The sequence below is a fragment of the Ruegeria sp. ABV4_181 genome (assembly GCF_056158465.1).
Map to the genome: position 1 here is coordinate 3,339,649 of NZ_JBSWTI010000002.1, position 17,243 is coordinate 3,356,891.

Consider the following 17,243-nt stretch of genomic DNA (forward strand, 5'->3'; position numbering starts at 1 on the left):
GATCAGTTCGTCTTTCGACTGGGAACAAAAGGCAGGGGCGCAACCGGCACGCCGTCATCAATCAGCGCCTGCGCGTCCTCGGGCTTGGCTTCGCCGTAAATCGAGCGAACCGGCGCGTCGCCCAGATGAATCTTGCGCGCCTCGCTGGCAAAATCCTTGCCCACATAGTCAGAGCTTTCTTCGACCTTGCGGCGCAGTTCAGCCAACACCTTCTCAACATCTGGCGGCGGGGTTGCGACACTGATCTGATCGGGCGCTGCGGCCTGCGGTTCGGCGCGTGTTTCGCTGCCGCGGGCGGGGCGGACGCGTGGCGTCATGATCGCCTTTTCAACCTGCGAACAGCCGCAAACGGCGCATGTCACCATGCCCGCCGATGCCAGTTTGTCGTAAGCGGCAGCCGATTGAAACCAACTGTCAAATGTATGGCCGTCGCTGCATTTCAACGCGTATTGAATCATGTTCCGTCCAAATGTCGGTTGCCAAATAGATACCGAGGGACAAGGCAATATCAAGCCCTGTAAGCGGCCATTTAATGTGGGAAAGGCCCAACCTTGCGTAACAATAAGGCAAGTTCCGGTGAATTGACCCGGGCGGCCGCCTTTTTGGGCGGCAGCCACTTTCTTTGCCGCTGATCGCACTCGGGAAATTTCGAAGCCGTTGAACGTGTTAGAATCGGATAGACATCCACGGCACACAGAACCGAGCCCCGTTTGGGGCGATGTTTGAAATAGGAAAAACACCCTATGGCCTGCCCGGTGCACTCGCCCCGAACACCGGCCTCTTCCCAGGCTTCCTGTCGTGCCGTCTGGGACGGCGTCAGCCCGTCGATCAGCCACCCTTTGGGTATGATCCATCTTCGGGACTTGCGCGTTGTAATCAGCAAAACCTCGGGCCGGCCGCGATCAAGGCGGTAACACAGGGCCGCCGCCTGCCGCAACACCGGCAGGTGTCCGGGGTTTGCCAACGTAAGCTGCGAAAGCCCTGCGTCAATCACGCCGTATCGCCTTTCAGTCGGAATTCGTGCCTGCTGCCGACCCTTTCATTTTCGTCTATTTAGCGGGCTGGCAATTCATGAATACCATATGAGGCGTTCATCTCCAAGCCTTGGAACAGGCGTCACATGCGCGTTGTAAGTTTGCGCACAAGTTCGTCATGGGGAATATCGGCGTCGATCGCCAGACGTCGGAGGCCAAAATGGACGCGGGCAATCTGCTGATAGTACCGGGTGTAGACATAATTCGTGCCACCGCCGGCAAGGGCACCCAGCACGGGAACGGACTGAGCGGCCAGCTTTTGCCCCAGCACAACCGACAATCGTGGCGCCACCGCCGCAATCAGGCGCTGCATGGCCGGGCCGGTCAGTGTCAGGCGCACTGAAAAGAACCCAAGATCAGCGCCGTCATCATTCGATAGCGGCCCCGCAGCCGACAAAACCTGAACGCAATCAAATTTCACGCCTTCTTCGGACGGATCGAACCCTTCACGGGCCGCCGCACCCTGGATGGCGCGCAACAACATGGCCGTGGTTGCGGGCAATTCCATCAAAGCAGTGGTCAGGCCGCCCATCCCCCCTGCTGCGCCCATGGCAGTGGTCAGCGCAGTGTTGACCCAGGGCTGCTGGTCGGGAACGGCGCGCCGGGACCCTTCGGCCGCGTGCATTGCAAACCACAGGGCATGTTCCGTTGCGCCGGTCAGGCCCAGCCGCACAGGTTCTGGCAACTGTTCCAACAGCGATTCAGCCGATCCGCCCAGGCTGTTCAACAACCTGACACCCGGCCCGCCAGCGGACCGGTAGTGCTCTGCCAGCCGGTCCAGTTCGGCCTCGGCATCCAGTTTTTCGACAAGAACCACGTCCTGCATGCACACCCTCCTGCCCGTAAAACATTGGGATTTCAGGCGGCCAATTCAATAGGTCAGCGCGACCAGCGCGTCACCGCCCCGCGGACACCGGCCCAAACTCCGGGGGTCAGTTCCAACCCCAGCACGCGGTCCGGGTTCGTTGGGGGCGGCATTTCCACCCCGCTCAGACGGGCAAATCCAAATCTGGAATAATAGGGCGCATCGCCGACCAGCATGACCCTGTCCCAGCCTTTTTCACGGCCCGCCCCGATCCCTTCGTGGATCAGATAACCGCCCAGCCCCTCGCCCTGATGGGTCGGGTGCACGGCCACCGGCCCCAGCAACAGCGCGTCGTGATCACTGATATGGACCGGCCAGAACCGGATCGCGCCCGCCAGAATGCCCTGACCATCACGCGCCACCAGCGACAGGCCGGAAACCGGGGGGATATCGTCGCGCAGGCGGTATGATGACAGCGCCTCGCGCCCGGGCGCAAAGCACAGGTCATAGAGGGCCTCGACCTCCCACCAATCGTCCGGCTCTTCCGGTCTGATCCCGAACTGCTGCACCCTGCCCTCATTTCCTTGCTGGAATTCGCCCTAGCACTTCGCTAGGCCTTGGGCAAACGCTTGGAGTCCATATGTTCTATCGCCCCGAAGATGGCCACGGCCTGCCGCATAACCCGTTCAACGCCATCATCACACCGCGCCCGATCGGCTGGATTTCGACCCGGGACGCAGACGGGCACAACAATCTGGCCCCCTATTCCTTTTTCAACGGGGTCGCGTACACGCCGCCACAGGTCATGTTCGCATCGACCGGATCTAAACACGATCAGGACGGCGGCAAGGACAGCATCGCCAATATTGAGGCGACAGGCGCGTTCTGCGTCAATGTCGTGGCGCATGCGCATCGGGACGCGATGAATGCCAGTTCTGCGGGTCTGGCGAAACATGTCGACGAATTCGCCCATGCCGGACTTAGACCTGTTGAGTGCGAGACAATCAACTGCGCCCGTGTTCTGGACGCCCCGGCCGCCCTGGAATGCAAACTCACGCAGATCGTCACCCTGCCGGGCGATGCCAATCGCGTCGTATTCGGCGAAGTGACCGGCGTGCACCTTCAGGATGACCACATTCGCGACGGCAAGTTTGACGTTACTTCGTTCAAACCATTGGCAAGGCTGGGATATCGGGATTATTCGGTGGTCACCGAGCTTTTTTCACTCAACCGTCCAGACGATTGACCCCGGGGTGACATGGGGGCCAGCCCCCGCCGCCCTACGGGCGACTCCCCCGAGGTATTTTTGGCCAGATGAAGCAGCGGGTCCTGAGTTCATCCGGCCGGAAATGTTCGGGAGCGCGAGGCCGAGCCTCGCAACCCTCAGTGGCCACCCAGAATGCCGGTGCGAACCGAATAGTCCACTGCCAGTTCGTAATCCGGGTCGTCATCGCTGTCGACCATCAGGTGGCCTGCCTTGTTCAGCAGCTTGTGGCAATCCCGGCTGAGGTGGCGCAGCATAACGCGTTTGCCCGCAACTTCGTATTTGGCGGCCACATTTTCGATGGCTTGCAGAGCAGACTGGTCCACGACACGGCTTTCGGCAAAGTCGACGATGACGGTATCCGGGTCATTCGGTACGTCGAACAGTTCGACAAAGCCTTCAGACGAGCCAAAGAACAACGGGCCCTGGATTTCGTAAACCTTCGCGCCTTTTTCGGTCACAAAATCACGGGTAATTGCATGAATGCGCTTGGCATTGTTCCAGGCATAGGCCAGCGCCGAGACGATGACGCCGACAACCACGGCGACCGCCAGGTCCTCCATCACGGTCACCACAGTCACCAGCACGATCACGAAGGCATCCATCAGCGGCACCTTGCGCATGATCTTGAACGAGTTCCAGGCAAAGGTGCCGATCACCACCATAAACATCACACCTACCAGAGCGGCCAGCGGGATCCGTTCGATCAGGGGTGAGGCAAACAGGATGAAGATCAGCAGGAACAGCGCCGCCGCGATACCGGCGATGCGGGTGCGACCGCCGGATTTCACGTTGATCATCGACTGGCCGATCATCGCACAACCGCCCATGCCACCAAAGAACCCTGTGGCCACGTTGGCAACGCCCTGCGCAATGCATTCCTGCGAGGCACCGCCGCGTTTGCCGGTGATTTCGCCAACAAGGTTCAGGGTCAGCAAGGATTCGATCAGGCCGATGGCGGCCAGAATGACGGCGTAAGGCAAAATGATCTCGAAGGTTTCCCAATTCAGCGGTACCATCGGTATGTGGAACGGCGGCAACCCGCCTTCGATCGAAGCCAGATCGCCGACGCGCGGCACATCCAGGCCAAAGCCGATGACAAGGGCAGCTACGACGACGATCCCGGCCAGCGGCGCCGGGATGATGCGCGTGATCCGCGGCATGATCCAGATCACCGCCATGGTCAGCGCCACCAGACCCAGCATGGTATAGAGCTGCATCCCCGAGAGCCATTCACCTCCACCCACGCCATGGCCGGTGTTTTCCATGGTGCCGGGCACCTTGAACTGGCCCAGCTGCGCCAGAAAAATCACAATCGCCAGACCGTTCACAAAGCCCAGCATCACCGGATGCGGCACCAGCCGGATAAAGCGCCCCCAGTGCATCGCGCCCGCGATCACCTGAAGGATGCCCATCAGCACCACGGTGGCGAACAGGTATTCCACCCCATGTTGGGCCACCAGTGCGACCATGACCACCGCCAGCGCACCGGTTGCGCCCGAGATCATGCCCGGACGACCGCCGATCAGCGCCGTGATCAGCCCCACCATGAAAGCGGCGTACAAACCCACCAGCGGATGAACCCCGGCGACGAAGGCAAACGCCACCGCCTCGGGGACAAGAGCCAGCGCAACGGTCAGACCGGACAACAGTTCGATCCGCAAGCGCGAGGCGGTCAGCCCCTCATCCGGCACCCAGCGGAGATCGGGTTTGACGATACGATTGGCAAAGCTTGCCAGCATGGCTCGGGGCATGGGGCGTCCTGTGGATTGGTGTGTTCGCGCGAAAGGGGTCTTCTACCTGTCATCCCGAGTCGGAGCCACCGCAGTAGGCGGGAGGCTGATATGCAATTACCGCATGGCTGCGGCCTCGCAAATTCGTGAATTGAAGACCCGGGCCGCGATAAGCACCTTTGCGCCATGCGATGGTTCTTGTTCCTTCTTCTCGTCCCCTTCCCGGCACTTGCGCAGGATTTGCAGGGAAATGACACCGCCGGGAACTGGCGCGTGACCCATTACGAGGCGTTCGACATCTGGAACTCAATCTGCGACGAGCGCGAGGAGAACGGATCGCTGCGTCAAAGGTGCTATATCCGCCGGGCCGAGGTATTTTCGTACCGGCCGAAATTTGGCGCGCAATATATCTTCATCACGCCGGCGCCCAACGGCTATCAGATCGAATTTGGTATCGAACCGGGCACCCTGTTTTGGCCGTCAGGGTTCCGCATTGATGGCAGCGACGGCGTTTTGTGGCGCACCCGGCACCCGGGTTGCCTGACCGGGGTAAGCTGCACTTTTGATGGGCCGGGCGCACAGGAAATTCTTACGGCGATGCATGCCGGTGAAGCCTATCGTTTCGTCTTTCGGGACCGCCACGGCCAATCGCAGGACCTGACCTGGTCTCTGCAGCAGTTCGATGCCGCGCTTGACGACTTTCAGGAACAATCAAGGGCACGGGGTCTGCTGCCGCCGCAATAGGTATTGCCTCTTGTCAAATCTCGCAGCGCGCCGCAGAAAACAGGGACCGGACAACATAATTGGAGAGACCCAGTGACCCAGACCAGGATTGCCGTCATCGGCGGATCAGGCATTTATGACATTGACGGGCTGGAAAATGCGGAATGGGTCACGGTTGAAACACCTTGGGGCGACGCCTCGGATCAGATATTGACCGGGTCACTGAACGGTGTGGCCATGGCGTTCCTGCCGCGACATGGGCGCGGTCACGTCCATTCGCCGACCGAAGTGCCCTATCGGGCCAACATCGACGCGCTCAAGCGGCTGGGGGTGACGGATGTCATTTCGGTTTCCGCCTGCGGGTCGTTCCGCGAGCATATGGCACCGGGGGATTTCGTGATCGTCGATCAGTTCATCGACCGGACATTTGCGCGGGAAAAGAGCTTTTTCGGCGCCGGTTGCGTCGCCCATGTCAGCGTGGCGCATCCGACCTGCCCGCGCCTGTCCGATGCCTGTGAGACCGCCGGCAAGGCCGCCGGGATCACCATGCATCGCGGCGGCACCTATCTGGCGATGGAGGGGCCGCAATTCTCGTCGCTGGCGGAATCGAAGATGTATCGCGAACACTGGGGGTGCGACGTGATCGGCATGACCAACATGCCCGAGGCGAAACTCGCCCGCGAGGCCGAGCTTTGCTACGCCTCGATCGCCATGGTCACCGATTACGACAGCTGGCACCCTGATCACGGAGAGGTCGACGTGACCTCTATCATCGCGACCCTGACCGGCAACGCAGAAAAGGGGCGCGCACTGGTGAAAGGACTGCCGGCGCTGCTGGGTGCCGACCGCGCGCCCTGCCCGCATGGCTGCGACCGGGCGTTGGAATACGCGATCCTGACCGCGCCTGAGAAACGCGACCCGGCCTTGCTGGCGAAACTGGACGCGGTCGCCGGACGCATTCTCTGACCATATTCTGCGCTAGTGCGACCAGGTTGCGCGCACCTCATCCCAAAGCCCATGGGCCCAGAGATCGTTATGAGTGCCGCCCGGGATGACGTAGATCCGGGCCGTTTCGCCTGCTAACTCTGCCAGTGCCTCACCATGACGCAGCGGAACAGTCTCATCCTCTGTGCCGTGAAAGATCAGGGTGGGAACCGTGATCCGGTCCATCAGGTCGCGGGTTGCAAACTGGTCTTTCATAAGGGCGGATACCGGAAGCCACGGATAGCGTTCGGCAGCCACATCCACGGTCGCCGTAAAGGGCGCTTCGAGAACCAGCAACTGCGCTTGTGGGCGCTGTTCCGCGACGGCGGCGGCCACGCCTGTGCCAAGACTTTGTCCATGCAGCACGACATCAGCCCCGTCGCCTTGCAGCAGGTCGAACATGTAAACGCCGTCTGATATCAGCGCCGGTTCCGACGGTTCACCTTCGCTGCCCGGAAAGCCCCGATAGCTGGGCGCAAGCAGGCCAAACCCGCTGTTGAGGATTTCACGCAGCCGGTCCGAGCGATCACCCAGATTTCCGCTTTGACCGTGGAAGAACAGAACTGTCGGTGCCCCTTCCGCTGCTGCAGGCGCCGACCACGCCGTCAGCACGGTTCCGTCCGGCATAGTCAGCGACACCACATCGACATCAGCAAGGCCAACCGCCTTGGGGTCAGGCAATTCACCGTCGGGCTTGTAAAGCAGGGATTTCTGATTGACATACATGTACCCCACAGCCGACGCATAAAGCGCGCCGCAGATCAGGACCAACAGGAACATGACGCGCTTGAGACGTCCGGTCCCGGCGCGGTCAGTTTCCGCAAATGCGCTGCTGTCTGGGCTCTGTGTCCGGGCCATCGCTGCCTCCTCCCCCTGTGGTCTCTGCTCTTGAGTTTGGATACGTCGAAAGCCGATTCAAGGCGCGGAGGTCAAGCTTAATGAACTCTTTACGAAGTCTCTGCAGTCGTGACGGGCTTGGGAGGTGACTCGCGCCCGCCCCATTTCCGGGCCACGAAAGGCTTGACCTTCCTGCTGCGCGAAGGCTTGGTGTGGAAAACATCACGACAGGAGTTCCCATGGCCTTTGATCTATGGCTGGCCTTTGTCGCCGCATCGACCGCGTTATTGCTGATCCCCGGCCCAACCGTGCTGCTGGTTCTCAGCTATGCTTTGTCCAAGGGCCGGAGCGTTGCGGTCGCCTCGGCCACCGGAGTCGCCTTGGGGGATCTGGTGGCGATGACGGCGTCTCTGTTGGGTCTGGGGGCATTGGTTCTGGCCTCTGCCACGCTGTTTTCAGTGCTGAAATGGGTGGGTGCGGCTTACCTTGTGTGGCTGGGTATAAAATTGCTGCGCAGCGCACCGTCTGGCGGGTTGGAGACGGTAGAGACGGGGCGGAACGTGACAGCCAATAGTGTGTTTGGCCATACGGCCGCCGTAACCGCGCTGAACCCCAAATCCATCGCTTTTTTCATCGCCTTTGTGCCGCAGTTCCTGCGCCCTGCCGATCCATTGGGAACGCAATTTGCCATCCTGATCGCTACCTTTGTCGGGCTGGCCTGGCTGAACGCGCTGGCTTACGCGGTTCTTGCAGATCGCCTGCGCCGGATGATCGGCCGCTCAGGCGTCATCGCCGCGCTGACACGGTTCGGCGGGTTGACCCTGATCGGTATGGGTGTGGCGACTGCCGTGCTGCGCCGCCCGGCCTGAGACCTCAATCCTCGGCATTTTCCTTCATGAAGCCACGGATAAACCGACGGATTTCGCGCGCGGCCGAAGTATCCAGTTCCTTGCATAATTCCACAAACGCATCGCGTTCGTCCTTGTCCAGACGCAAGACCAACTGACTGTTTTTCTTGGTAGAACCTTTACCGTCTTTCTTTCCCACGCGCCCCGATCCCGTCAAACACTTGATTCTGTAAGCGATGCATTGTATATACATAGCATAGAAATTGTAGTTATCGAGCAACTAACAATAAAAAAGGAATATGGCAATGAACCTTCATGCTGCGCAGGCATTTCTTTTGCGAGATCAGCGCAATTGGCGCAAACCCCATCTGTCGTGGCTACCTGCTCCGCTGTATCGCTATTACGGACTGCCGAACGCAATTCCGGGGCGCCGCAAATAAGCCGCGCCAATCTTTCCTTGCATGACTGCCCCTGATGGGCCAAACACGCCCGCGTGTTTTGACGCCAAAAGGGGTTGGCCATGTCCAGAAACAAAACCGTCAAGGATTACATTCGCACGATCGTTGATTTCCCGCATGAGGGGATCATGTTCCGGGACGTCACCACCCTGTTCGCCGACCCGCGCGGTTTCCGCATTGCGATCGACCAGATGCTGCACCCCTATGCCGGTGAACGCATCGACAAGGTCGTCGGCCTTGAGGCGCGCGGCTTTATTCTGGGCGGTGCCATTGCCCATCAGTTGAGCGTTGGCTTTGTCCCGATCCGTAAAAAAGGCAAGCTGCCCGGCACCACGATCAGCCAGGATTACAAACTGGAATACGGTGAGGCGATCGTCGAAATTCATGATGACGCCATCCTTCCGGGCGAGAAAATCCTGGTGGTCGATGACCTGTTGGCCACCGGCGGTACCGCTGCCGCAGGGATCAAGCTGATCGAGCGGCTGGGCGGTGAAATCGTGTCATGTTCGTTCATCATCGACCTGCCCGAACTGGGCGGGCGCAAGGTGCTGGAAGACATGGGCATGGACGTTCATGTCCTGTGCGAATTCGAAGGCCTCTGAAGCCCCCGGTTTCACAAAAACGTGAGTGGACGTTCCGGACCACGCGGGCTTAGCGCGGGACAAAGTCGGGTCAAGCGGCACATATCGACATGTCCAGTGATCTTGCCGCCCTGACCGCGCGTACCCCTGTTGATGCCACCAAGGCATTCCAGCAAGGGAATTATCGCCATGTTTCGCAAACTCGCATTCGCAGGGTCCGCAACCCTATTGCTCAGCACGACCGCATTCGCAGATGGCCACGCCAAGGACATCGTGGACACTGCGGTCGGCGCCGGTAGCTTCAACACGCTTGTCGCCGCCGTTCAGGCCGCCGAACTGGTGGACACGCTGAAGGGAGAAGGTCCTTTTACCGTTTTCGCCCCTACGGACGAGGCTTTCGCAGCGCTGCCCGAAGGCACGGTCGACACGCTTCTTAAACCGGAAAACAAGGATCAACTGGTGGCGATCCTGACCTACCACGTCGTTCCGGGCAAAGTGATGTCAGGTGACCTGTCGGACGACATGACCGCGGCAACCGTGCAGGGCGGCGATGTCACGATTGATCTGGATAACGGTGTGATGGTCAATGACGCCAACGTCGTTCAGGCCGATATCGAGACCACAAACGGCGTCATCCACGTCATTGACAAGGTGATCATGCCCGGCTCATAGCCGGAACAGGGCATCCCGTGGTTTCACGGGGTGCCTGCTACTTGAGAACAGCACCGGGGTTCATGATCCCTTTCGGATCAAGCGCGGCCTTGATCGCCCGCATCGCCTGCAACTTGGCCGGATCGCCATAGCGTTCCAGATCATCAGTTTTCAGACGGCCTACCCCGTGTTCCGCGCTGACCGAACCATCGAACTCGGCCACCAGATCATGAACCGCTCGTTTAACCGTTTGCCTTTGCCCATCAAAATCGGACCGGTTTTGACCTTGCGGCGGGAACACGTTGTAATGCAGGTTTCCGTCGCCCAGATGCCCAAAGCAATTGATGCGGAACGGCCCCAAACTTGCCACCACCTCAGCCCCGCGCCGAATGAACTCGGGAATGCGCGAGATTGGTACGGAAATATCATGGCTCGAAACCGATCCGATCAGGCGGTTGGCCTCGGGGATACGCTCACGCACCGCCCATAGCTCGGCTCGCTGTGCTTCGCTTTGAGCAATGACGGCATCGCCAACCAGTTGGCGCGCGGTGGCCAGAACGTAAATCTCTTCCAGCACATCTGACGGCGACTGCCCGGCTGACAGCCCAAGTTCAATCAGAACGCACCAGCCTGGTTGCGCATCAAAGGGTTGCCGGACATCCGGCTGAACCTCGGACAGGAATTGCAGACCCTGACGGTGGATCAGTTCAAAGGTGCTGACGCCCTCGCCCACCCGATCCCGTGCCAGGGCCAGCAGATCAATCGCCGCCTCGGGTGAGGTAACCTGAATCATCGCGGTTCCGACGGAAGCAGGGCGTGGAAACAGCTTGAGCGAAGCCGCGGTGATAATGCCCAACGTCCCTTCGGCCCCGACCAGCAGATTGCGCAAGTCGTAGCCGGTATTATCTTTCCGCAATCGGCTGAGCCCGTGCCAGATTTCACCGTTTGGCAACACCGCCTCAAGACCCAGGCACAGATCCCGGGCGTTTCCATAGCGCAGCACGTTGACCCCGCCCGCATTGGTCGCAAGGTTCCCGCCGATCCGGCAGGACCCCTGCGCGGCAAGAGACAGAGGAAACAACCGGTTAGCCCCTTCGGCGGCGGCCCGAACATCGGCCAATATGGCGCCAGCCTCGGCGATCAGGGTGTTTTCGGCGGGATAAACCGCCCGAATGGCCGTCATCCGCTCCAGCGAAATCAGCAAGGGTTCAGGACCGTCGGTCATAACCTGCCCGCCTACCAGACCGGTACCGCCGCCATACGGCACTATGGGAACCAGAGCCTCTGCGGCCAAACGCACAAGGGTCGACACATCCTCGACGCTGCGCGGCACTGCCAAGAGCCCGACATGGCCCGCGAACCTGCAGCGCGGCTCTTCCAGATAGCGTTCGGCGACCGGGCGCAGAATGTCGTCGCCAAGTTCTGCGCGGATGGATGCGGCAAGGGTTTTGTCGGCAGGGTTCAGTTTCATACCCATTCCTTGCCCAAGGCGGGGCGCTGCGACAAGCCCTATTCCAGTTCTATCAGATAGCGGGGCTCCAGCACGACAACGGTGGGCCGGTCAGGCAGTGTGCGCAGCGACACGGTGATTTCCGAAACGCCGTCGCGTTCTACCGGAAAATCGTCCCGGATATCGACCAGAAACCGATCCAGCGAAAAGCCTGAAAACCAGTGCATCGGGATGATGACTGAACTTTTCAGCCGCTTTAGCACCGAAATCATGTCAGGCAGGGGCATGGTCGTTCCCCCATCCACCGCTGCCATGACCACATCCAGCCGACCCAGCGCTGCAAACTGCTCATCCGACGGCACGTGGTGCAGATGTCCCAGATGACCGATACACAGCCCCTCGATCTCGAAAACAAAGATCGAATTGCCGCGTTCTTCGACCCCGCCATAGACCGAGCGGATGTCGGTCGAGACATTGCGCACCAGCATCTCGCCCAGATCCAGATGATGCTCGATCCCCTGCCCGAAGTCGCCCCACCCCGGCAGCACATGCGGAATTGCCGGATCAGGATGCGCGGTCCAATGGGTGCTGTGCGCGTGGTTCATGGTGACAACATCGGGGATCAGATCCGCACCGCCGATAAAGCCGGTGAAATCCGTCACGGCGTTCAATCCGCCCCGCGTCTGGATCAGAAAGGAAGCATGGGCGATATAGCTGATGCGCACCGAAAACTCGGGGACGGGGTCCGTCCAGGCCGCTTTGTGCAGGAATTCGATCCCCGGTGCCGCGTCTGCAATGGCAATACAGTGGCTTGGCCGCCGCTCCTGCGCCGCCGCCCCGCCCGAAATCACCATCAATGCCGCCAAAATCCAGCGCATGCGTAGAGTGTAGCGCAACAGGCTGACAAGTCATGCCCCTTGTTCAACCGGCAAACGACTTCGCAATGACAGCCACAGGTTCAGAAGACCAAAGACGTCGGTCGAGCCTGCTGCCTACCCGGCGTCCGTCTTTCCGCGCCGGTCCGACCGAAGGCTGGCATACAGCACATGCGTCCGCCAGCGCCCGTTGATCTGCAGATACGATTGCGCCACGCCTTCGTATTTGAAGCCAGAGCTTTCCAGCAATCCGCGCGAGGCGGTGTTTTCCGGCAGGCACGCGGCCTCTATCCGGCTCAGGTCCAGGCGGGTAAAGGCGTGATGGACAACGGCGCCGATAGCTTCGCGCATGTATCCGTTTCGCGCAAAGGCCTGCCCGGTCCAATATCCCAGTGTTCCGGCCTGTGCCGGGCCACGACGGACATTGTCCAGCGTGATCGCGCCGACCAGCACGTCATCCGAGCGGCGAAACAGAAACAGCGGAATAGCGGTCCCACCGGCCACGGACCGCTGCGCCCAGTAAACCCGATTGGTAAAGGATTTCCGGCTGAGGTGATCCTTGGCCCAGACCGGCTCCCACGGGGTCAGGTATTCCCGCGAGGCCCGCCGCAGCGCCGCCCAGTCGTTGAAATCGGAATGGACGGGCGGGCGCAGGCTCAGCCGCTCGGTTTCGAGTTTCAGCTTGCGTCTGCCCAACAGCATCACGCCGCGCGCCTCTCCTGCATTTCGGCCAGCGTGGGCGCGTCCGAGACCGGACCATACAAGGCCAGCGCTGCCGGGGCCTGCACCGCCATCTTCTCGGCGAAGGCGCGGACATCCGCCGTGCTGACCGCATCGATCCGGGCGACCGTATCTTCAAGCGAGGGCACCTTGCCCCAGATCTGCACCAGCCGCGCAAGACGTTCGGCCCGGTTCGACGGGCTTTCCAGCCCCATCAGCATTCCGGCCTTCATCTGGGCGCGGGCGCGGGCGACCTCTTCGGGGCTCATGTCTTCGGCGGCACGCTTCATCTCATCCACGGTGATCGTCGCCAACTCGCCGACCTGATCGGCCGAGGTTCCGGCATAGATCGTGGTCGTACCGGTATCCGCATAGGCACCGGTCTGGGCAAATATCGTATAGCAGAGCCCGCGCGTTTCGCGCACTTCCTGAAACAGGCGTGATGACATGCCGCCGCCCAGAGCGGTCGAATAGATCTGTGCAGTGTAGATCGCATCGTCGCGATAACCGGGACTTTCCAGCGCCAGCGCGAAGTGTGCCTGCTCCAGTTCCTTGATCTGCCGGGCCTCACCGCCGGTAAAGCGGGCGGGATCGGCAATCAGACCTTTGCGCGGTTGCAAGTGGCCAAACATCTCTTCGGCCATTTTCATCAGCGCATCATGATCCACAGCCCCAGCGGCAGACAGGATCATCTGCTCGGGGCCGTAGTGTTCAGCCACAAAGCCTGACAAATCCTCACGCGAAAACGCACTGACCCGCTCGGTCGGGCCCAATATGGTGCGGCCCAGAGGCTGATCGTGATAGCTCTGCTCCTGCAGCCAGTCAAAGATTACGTCGTCGGGCGTGTCATAGGCCTGACCGATCTCCTGCAGGATGACGCCGCGTTCAACCTCGATCTCGCGCGGATCAAAAACCGGGTTCAGAACGATGTCGCCGATCACATCCATCGCCAGCGCCACATCGTCTTTCAGCACACGCGCGTAATAGGCCGTCACCTCGCGCGAGGTATAAGCGTTGATATAGCCGCCCACATCCTCAATGGCCTCGGCGATTTGCAACGCTGAACGCCGCTCGGTTCCCTTGAAAGCCATATGCTCAAGGAAATGGGCGATGCCGTTCTGCTCGATCCGTTCATGCCGCCCGCCGGCGGTTACCCAGATGCCGATGGCCGCTGATTGCAGCCCCGGCATATGTTCACTGACGATACGAAAGCCGTTCTTCAGTTGGTCCTGTCTGACAGTCACTCAGCGATATGCCTTCTGATATGATCCTCGAGGGCGCCCAGATCGTTGGCGATGCGGGTCACCCGTTCCGGACGTTCATACAGATCAGACATGCGGGATGGAAGAGGCGGATGCACGTCGCTCGCCTGCTCGACCGCTGCCGGGAACTTCGCCGGATGCGCGGTGGCCAGTGTGATCATCGGCACATCGGCGGCACGGTGTTCTTCGGCGACCTTGATGCCGACGGCGGTGTGCGGGCAGACCAGTTCCGCGCTGTGGGCCAGCGTGGATTTGATCGTGGCAAGCGTTTCCTCTTCTGAGACCCTCCCTGAATCAAAGTTCTCGTGCAGCGCTTCCATCGCACCCTGGCTGACGTTGAAGCCGCCGGTTTTCAGTTCATCCATCAACTGCGCCACGGCGCCGCCATCCTCGCCATAGGCATAATACAACGCCCGTTCAAAGTTCGAGCTGACCTGAATATCCATCGACGGGCTGATCGAGGGGATGGTGTCACCCTTGAAATACCCCTCGCCGGACAGACAGCGGTGCAGGATGTCGTTCTGGTTGGTCGCGACCACCAGCCGGTCGATGGGCAGTCCCATGCGCTTGGCGAGGTAACCTGCAAAGATATCTCCGAAATTGCCGGTCGGAACAGTAAAGCTGACTTTACGGTGCGGAGCCCCGAGGCTTACGGCGGCGGAGAAATAATAAACGATCTGCGCCAGAACGCGGGCGAAGTTGATCGAGTTCACACCGGCCAGTTTCACGCCATCACGGAAGTCGAAATCGTTGAACATGTCCTTCAGTGCGGCCTGACAATCGTCAAAGTCGCCATCGACGGCCAACGCGTGCACGTTGCTGTCGGCGGGTGTCGTCATCTGACGACGCTGTACTTCGGACACACGTCCATGCGGGAACAGGATGAACACGTCGACCGCGTCCAGCCCCCGGAACGCCTCAATGGCTGCCGATCCGGTGTCGCCGCTGGTCGCGCCCACGATGGTCACGCGATCCCCACGCCGTTTCAGCGCCACCTGAAACAACTGGCCGATCAGCTGCATGGCAAAGTCCTTGAAGGCCAGCGTCGGCCCGTGGAACAGCTCCAGCAGGAAGTGGTTTTCGTTCAACTGCTTCAATGGCGCGCGGGCATCGTGGCCGAACCCTTCGTAAGCGCGCGCAATGATCGCCTTGAACTCGTCTTCGGCAAAGGAGCCACTGACATACGGCCACATTACCCGAAAGGCGATTTCTTCATAGGGCAGACCAGCCAGAGCCGCGATCTCTTTCTGCGACATCACCGGGATCTCGGCAGGCAGGTACAGGCCGCCGTCCCGGGCCAGACCGGTCAGCATCGCCTCTTCAAAGGTCAGTTCGGGCGCTTGGCCACGGGTCGAGATGTATTTCATTGCTCATCACTCTCAGAAGGGGCGCGGTTGCGCCACAGGAAATAACCGGTCATCGCGGCCCAGACCAGAGCCAGACCAAACCATGTGACTGCGTATTGCAGGTGATCGTTGGGGATACCCGCCGTATCCACGGGCAAAGGTGTCACGCCCGGATCGGTTTGCGAGCGGGCGATTAGCAGAACCGGTTCCGTCCCCAGCGCCGCAGCCAGGTTGGGCACGTCGCGGGCGAACCAGATGTTGGCGTCGATATCCGGCTCGGGCGTAAAGCCGTCGATCTCATCCGGCCAGTGCAGATTGCCGGTCACCTCCATCGGCCCGGTCTGCCGCACGTCCAGTTTCGCGGTTGTCGGCACAAAGCCCCGGTCCACCAGAAGGGTCCGGTCATCGGTGCTGAACGACTGAATAATACGATACCCTGCCCCAACTTGCTTGATCGAGACCAGAACGTGGATCTCACCCGGCTCCATCTCGCCCGACACAGTGACCGGCAGGTATTTGTCGGCCTCGACCGAGAGGCTCTTGGGCAGGTCAATCGGGTCGGCCTGGATACGGGCGTCGATATCCGCCAGAATACCCTCTTTCCATGCCAGCCGCTGCATCTGCCAGACGCCCAGCGACACCAGCACGCCCAGACCAGCGAGGCCGAAAATCAGCAGGAAGAGAATGCGGCGCATGGTGGTGAAAACCCTCGTTGCAGGAACCGGCGTCTTGTTAAGGGGCGGGTGCCTGAAATTGCAACCACGCAATTGTATCGGGCGCAATCTTGCGCCCCGGATAGTGAAAAAGCCGCCCAAAAGGGCGGCTTTTGCAATTGGATCATCTGACGGGCATTACATCAGCGGGGACTGACCCCAGATGTAAACTGCGAAGAACAGGAACAGCCAGACAACGTCGACGAAGTGCCAGTACCAGGCGGCAGCCTCAAAACCGACGTGTTTTTCCGGAGTGAAATCCCCGCGTAGCGCCCGGATCAGGCAGACCGACAGGAAGATCGTCCCGATGATCACATGCGCGCCGTGGAAACCGGTCGCCATGAAGAAGTTCGAATAGAACTGGTCGCCGCCGAATACCCAGCCTTCATGGGCCAGCAGCTCATAGTATTCAAAGCCCTGCAGGGCGGTAAATGCGATGCCCAGCGCGATACCGATGGCCAGACCCTGCACCAGCGCTTTGCGGTCATTGCCATGCACCAGCGCGTGGTGCGCCCAGGTGATCGCGCAGCCCGACAGCAGCAGGACCAGTGTGTTGATCAGCGGCAGGTGGAACGGATCAACCGCATGAATATCGGGCTGAATGTATTCGGTGCCGGCATAGTCGTACATCGGGTACATGCGATGTTTGAAGAACGACCAGAACCAGGCAAAGAAGAACATCACTTCGGACATCACGAACAGGATGAAACCATAGCGCAGACCGATGCGCACAACCGGCGTATGATCGCCGGCGCGGCTTTCGGCCACAACTTCGGACCACCAGGCGAACATGGTGTACAGAACGGCCACCAGACCGGCCCAGAACATGTACGGCGTGATGCCGTGCATCCAAAGGACGGCTCCGAACAGCATCACGAAGCCGCCGATCGCGCCGATCAGCGGCCAGATCGAGGGGTTCAGAATGTGGTAGTCGTGGTTTTTAGCGTGTGCCATCAGAG

At 60.4% G+C, this 17,243-nt stretch carries 20 protein-coding genes; 6 read left to right on the plus strand and 14 right to left on the minus strand.

Annotation, left to right across the window (positions count from 1 at the left end; genetic code table 11):
• Positions 1–2: 2 nt before the first annotated feature.
• From ACXAC3_RS16615 to ACXAC3_RS16630, 4 genes are all read right to left on the minus strand, one after another.
• On the minus strand, positions 3–458 hold the full coding sequence (locus tag ACXAC3_RS16615; protein WP_475162466.1) for a DUF1178 family protein: 456 nt from the start codon (positions 456–458) through the stop codon (positions 3–5).
• A 71-nt stretch (positions 459–529) separates the two neighbouring features.
• Entirely contained in the window at positions 530–994 is a 465-nt protein-coding gene (locus tag ACXAC3_RS16620; RefSeq protein WP_475162470.1) for an NUDIX hydrolase, read from the minus strand.
• Positions 995–1,116: 122 nt separating this feature from the next.
• Entirely contained in the window at positions 1,117–1,860 is a 744-nt protein-coding gene (locus ACXAC3_RS16625) for an EcsC family protein (protein WP_475162474.1), read from the minus strand.
• A 53-nt stretch (positions 1,861–1,913) separates the two neighbouring features.
• Positions 1,914–2,408, minus strand: a complete 495-nt coding sequence (locus ACXAC3_RS16630) for a GNAT family N-acetyltransferase (RefSeq protein ID WP_475162478.1) — start codon at positions 2,406–2,408, stop codon at positions 1,914–1,916.
• A 71-nt stretch (positions 2,409–2,479) separates the two neighbouring features.
• On the opposite strand from ACXAC3_RS16630, the gene ACXAC3_RS16635 reads away from it, so the two are divergent.
• Entirely contained in the window at positions 2,480–3,085 is a 606-nt protein-coding gene (locus tag ACXAC3_RS16635; RefSeq protein WP_475162480.1) for a flavin reductase family protein, read from the plus strand.
• A 137-nt stretch (positions 3,086–3,222) separates the two neighbouring features.
• On the opposite strand, the gene ACXAC3_RS16640 is transcribed toward ACXAC3_RS16635, so the two are convergent.
• Entirely contained in the window at positions 3,223–4,857 is a 1,635-nt protein-coding gene (locus ACXAC3_RS16640) for a SulP family inorganic anion transporter (protein WP_475162481.1), read from the minus strand.
• Positions 4,858–5,034: 177 nt separating this feature from the next.
• Between ACXAC3_RS16640 and ACXAC3_RS16645 the strand changes: the two genes are divergently transcribed.
• A complete protein-coding gene (locus ACXAC3_RS16645) occupies positions 5,035–5,580 on the plus strand; it encodes a hypothetical protein (RefSeq protein WP_475162483.1) in 546 nt (181 codons plus the stop codon).
• Positions 5,581–5,652: 72 nt separating this feature from the next.
• Positions 5,653–6,525 (plus strand): S-methyl-5'-thioadenosine phosphorylase, encoded by an 873-nt coding sequence (locus ACXAC3_RS16650; RefSeq protein ID WP_475162485.1) that lies wholly within the window; start codon positions 5,653–5,655, stop codon positions 6,523–6,525.
• A gap of 12 nt (positions 6,526–6,537) precedes the next feature.
• Here the strand turns inward: ACXAC3_RS16650 and ACXAC3_RS16655 are convergent, their stop codons facing one another.
• Positions 6,538–7,401, minus strand: a complete 864-nt coding sequence (locus tag ACXAC3_RS16655; RefSeq protein ID WP_475162487.1) for an alpha/beta hydrolase — start codon at positions 7,399–7,401, stop codon at positions 6,538–6,540.
• Positions 7,402–7,619: 218 nt separating this feature from the next.
• Here ACXAC3_RS16655 and ACXAC3_RS16660 point away from each other — a divergent pair, with 218 nt between their 5' ends.
• On the plus strand, positions 7,620–8,249 hold the full coding sequence (locus ACXAC3_RS16660) for a LysE family translocator (protein ID WP_475162488.1): 630 nt from the start codon (positions 7,620–7,622) through the stop codon (positions 8,247–8,249).
• Positions 8,250–8,253: 4 nt separating this feature from the next.
• Here ACXAC3_RS16660 and ACXAC3_RS16665 read toward each other — a convergent pair whose 3' ends face one another.
• Entirely contained in the window at positions 8,254–8,427 is a 174-nt protein-coding gene (locus ACXAC3_RS16665; RefSeq protein WP_475162494.1) for a hypothetical protein, read from the minus strand.
• A 321-nt stretch (positions 8,428–8,748) separates the two neighbouring features.
• Here ACXAC3_RS16665 and ACXAC3_RS16670 point away from each other — a divergent pair, with 321 nt between their 5' ends.
• Together ACXAC3_RS16670 and ACXAC3_RS16675 are read left to right on the plus strand one after the other, a co-directional pair.
• Positions 8,749–9,288, plus strand: a complete 540-nt coding sequence (locus ACXAC3_RS16670) for an adenine phosphoribosyltransferase (RefSeq protein ID WP_475162496.1) — start codon at positions 8,749–8,751, stop codon at positions 9,286–9,288.
• A 168-nt stretch (positions 9,289–9,456) separates the two neighbouring features.
• Positions 9,457–9,939 (plus strand): fasciclin domain-containing protein, encoded by a 483-nt coding sequence (locus tag ACXAC3_RS16675; RefSeq protein ID WP_475162498.1) that lies wholly within the window; start codon positions 9,457–9,459, stop codon positions 9,937–9,939.
• A 37-nt stretch (positions 9,940–9,976) separates the two neighbouring features.
• On the opposite strand, the gene ACXAC3_RS16680 is transcribed toward ACXAC3_RS16675, so the two are convergent.
• From ACXAC3_RS16680 to ACXAC3_RS16710, 7 genes are all read right to left on the minus strand, one after another.
• Positions 9,977–11,389 (minus strand): FAD-binding oxidoreductase, encoded by a 1,413-nt coding sequence (locus ACXAC3_RS16680; protein WP_475162501.1) that lies wholly within the window; start codon positions 11,387–11,389, stop codon positions 9,977–9,979.
• A gap of 38 nt (positions 11,390–11,427) precedes the next feature.
• A complete protein-coding gene (locus tag ACXAC3_RS16685) occupies positions 11,428–12,246 on the minus strand; it encodes an MBL fold metallo-hydrolase (protein ID WP_475162504.1) in 819 nt (272 codons plus the stop codon).
• Positions 12,247–12,360: 114 nt separating this feature from the next.
• Positions 12,361–12,945, minus strand: coding sequence for a GNAT family N-acetyltransferase (locus ACXAC3_RS16690; protein ID WP_475162505.1), 585 nt, complete (start codon positions 12,943–12,945; stop codon positions 12,361–12,363).
• Complete coding sequence (locus ACXAC3_RS16695) at positions 12,945–14,207, minus strand: M16 family metallopeptidase (protein WP_475162508.1); 1,263 nt, start codon at positions 14,205–14,207, stop codon at positions 12,945–12,947. The genes ACXAC3_RS16690 and ACXAC3_RS16695 overlap by 1 nt, the downstream gene beginning before the upstream one ends.
• Complete coding sequence (gene thrC / locus ACXAC3_RS16700) at positions 14,204–15,592, minus strand: threonine synthase (protein WP_475162510.1); 1,389 nt, start codon at positions 15,590–15,592, stop codon at positions 14,204–14,206. Before thrC ends, ACXAC3_RS16695 begins: the two co-directional genes overlap by 4 nt.
• A complete protein-coding gene (locus ACXAC3_RS16705; RefSeq protein WP_475162512.1) occupies positions 15,589–16,266 on the minus strand; it encodes an SURF1 family protein in 678 nt (225 codons plus the stop codon). Before ACXAC3_RS16705 ends, thrC begins: the two co-directional genes overlap by 4 nt.
• Positions 16,267–16,422: 156 nt before the next feature.
• Positions 16,423–17,238 (minus strand): cytochrome c oxidase subunit 3, encoded by an 816-nt coding sequence (locus ACXAC3_RS16710; protein ID WP_475162514.1) that lies wholly within the window; start codon positions 17,236–17,238, stop codon positions 16,423–16,425.
• Positions 17,239–17,243 lie beyond the last annotated feature (5 nt).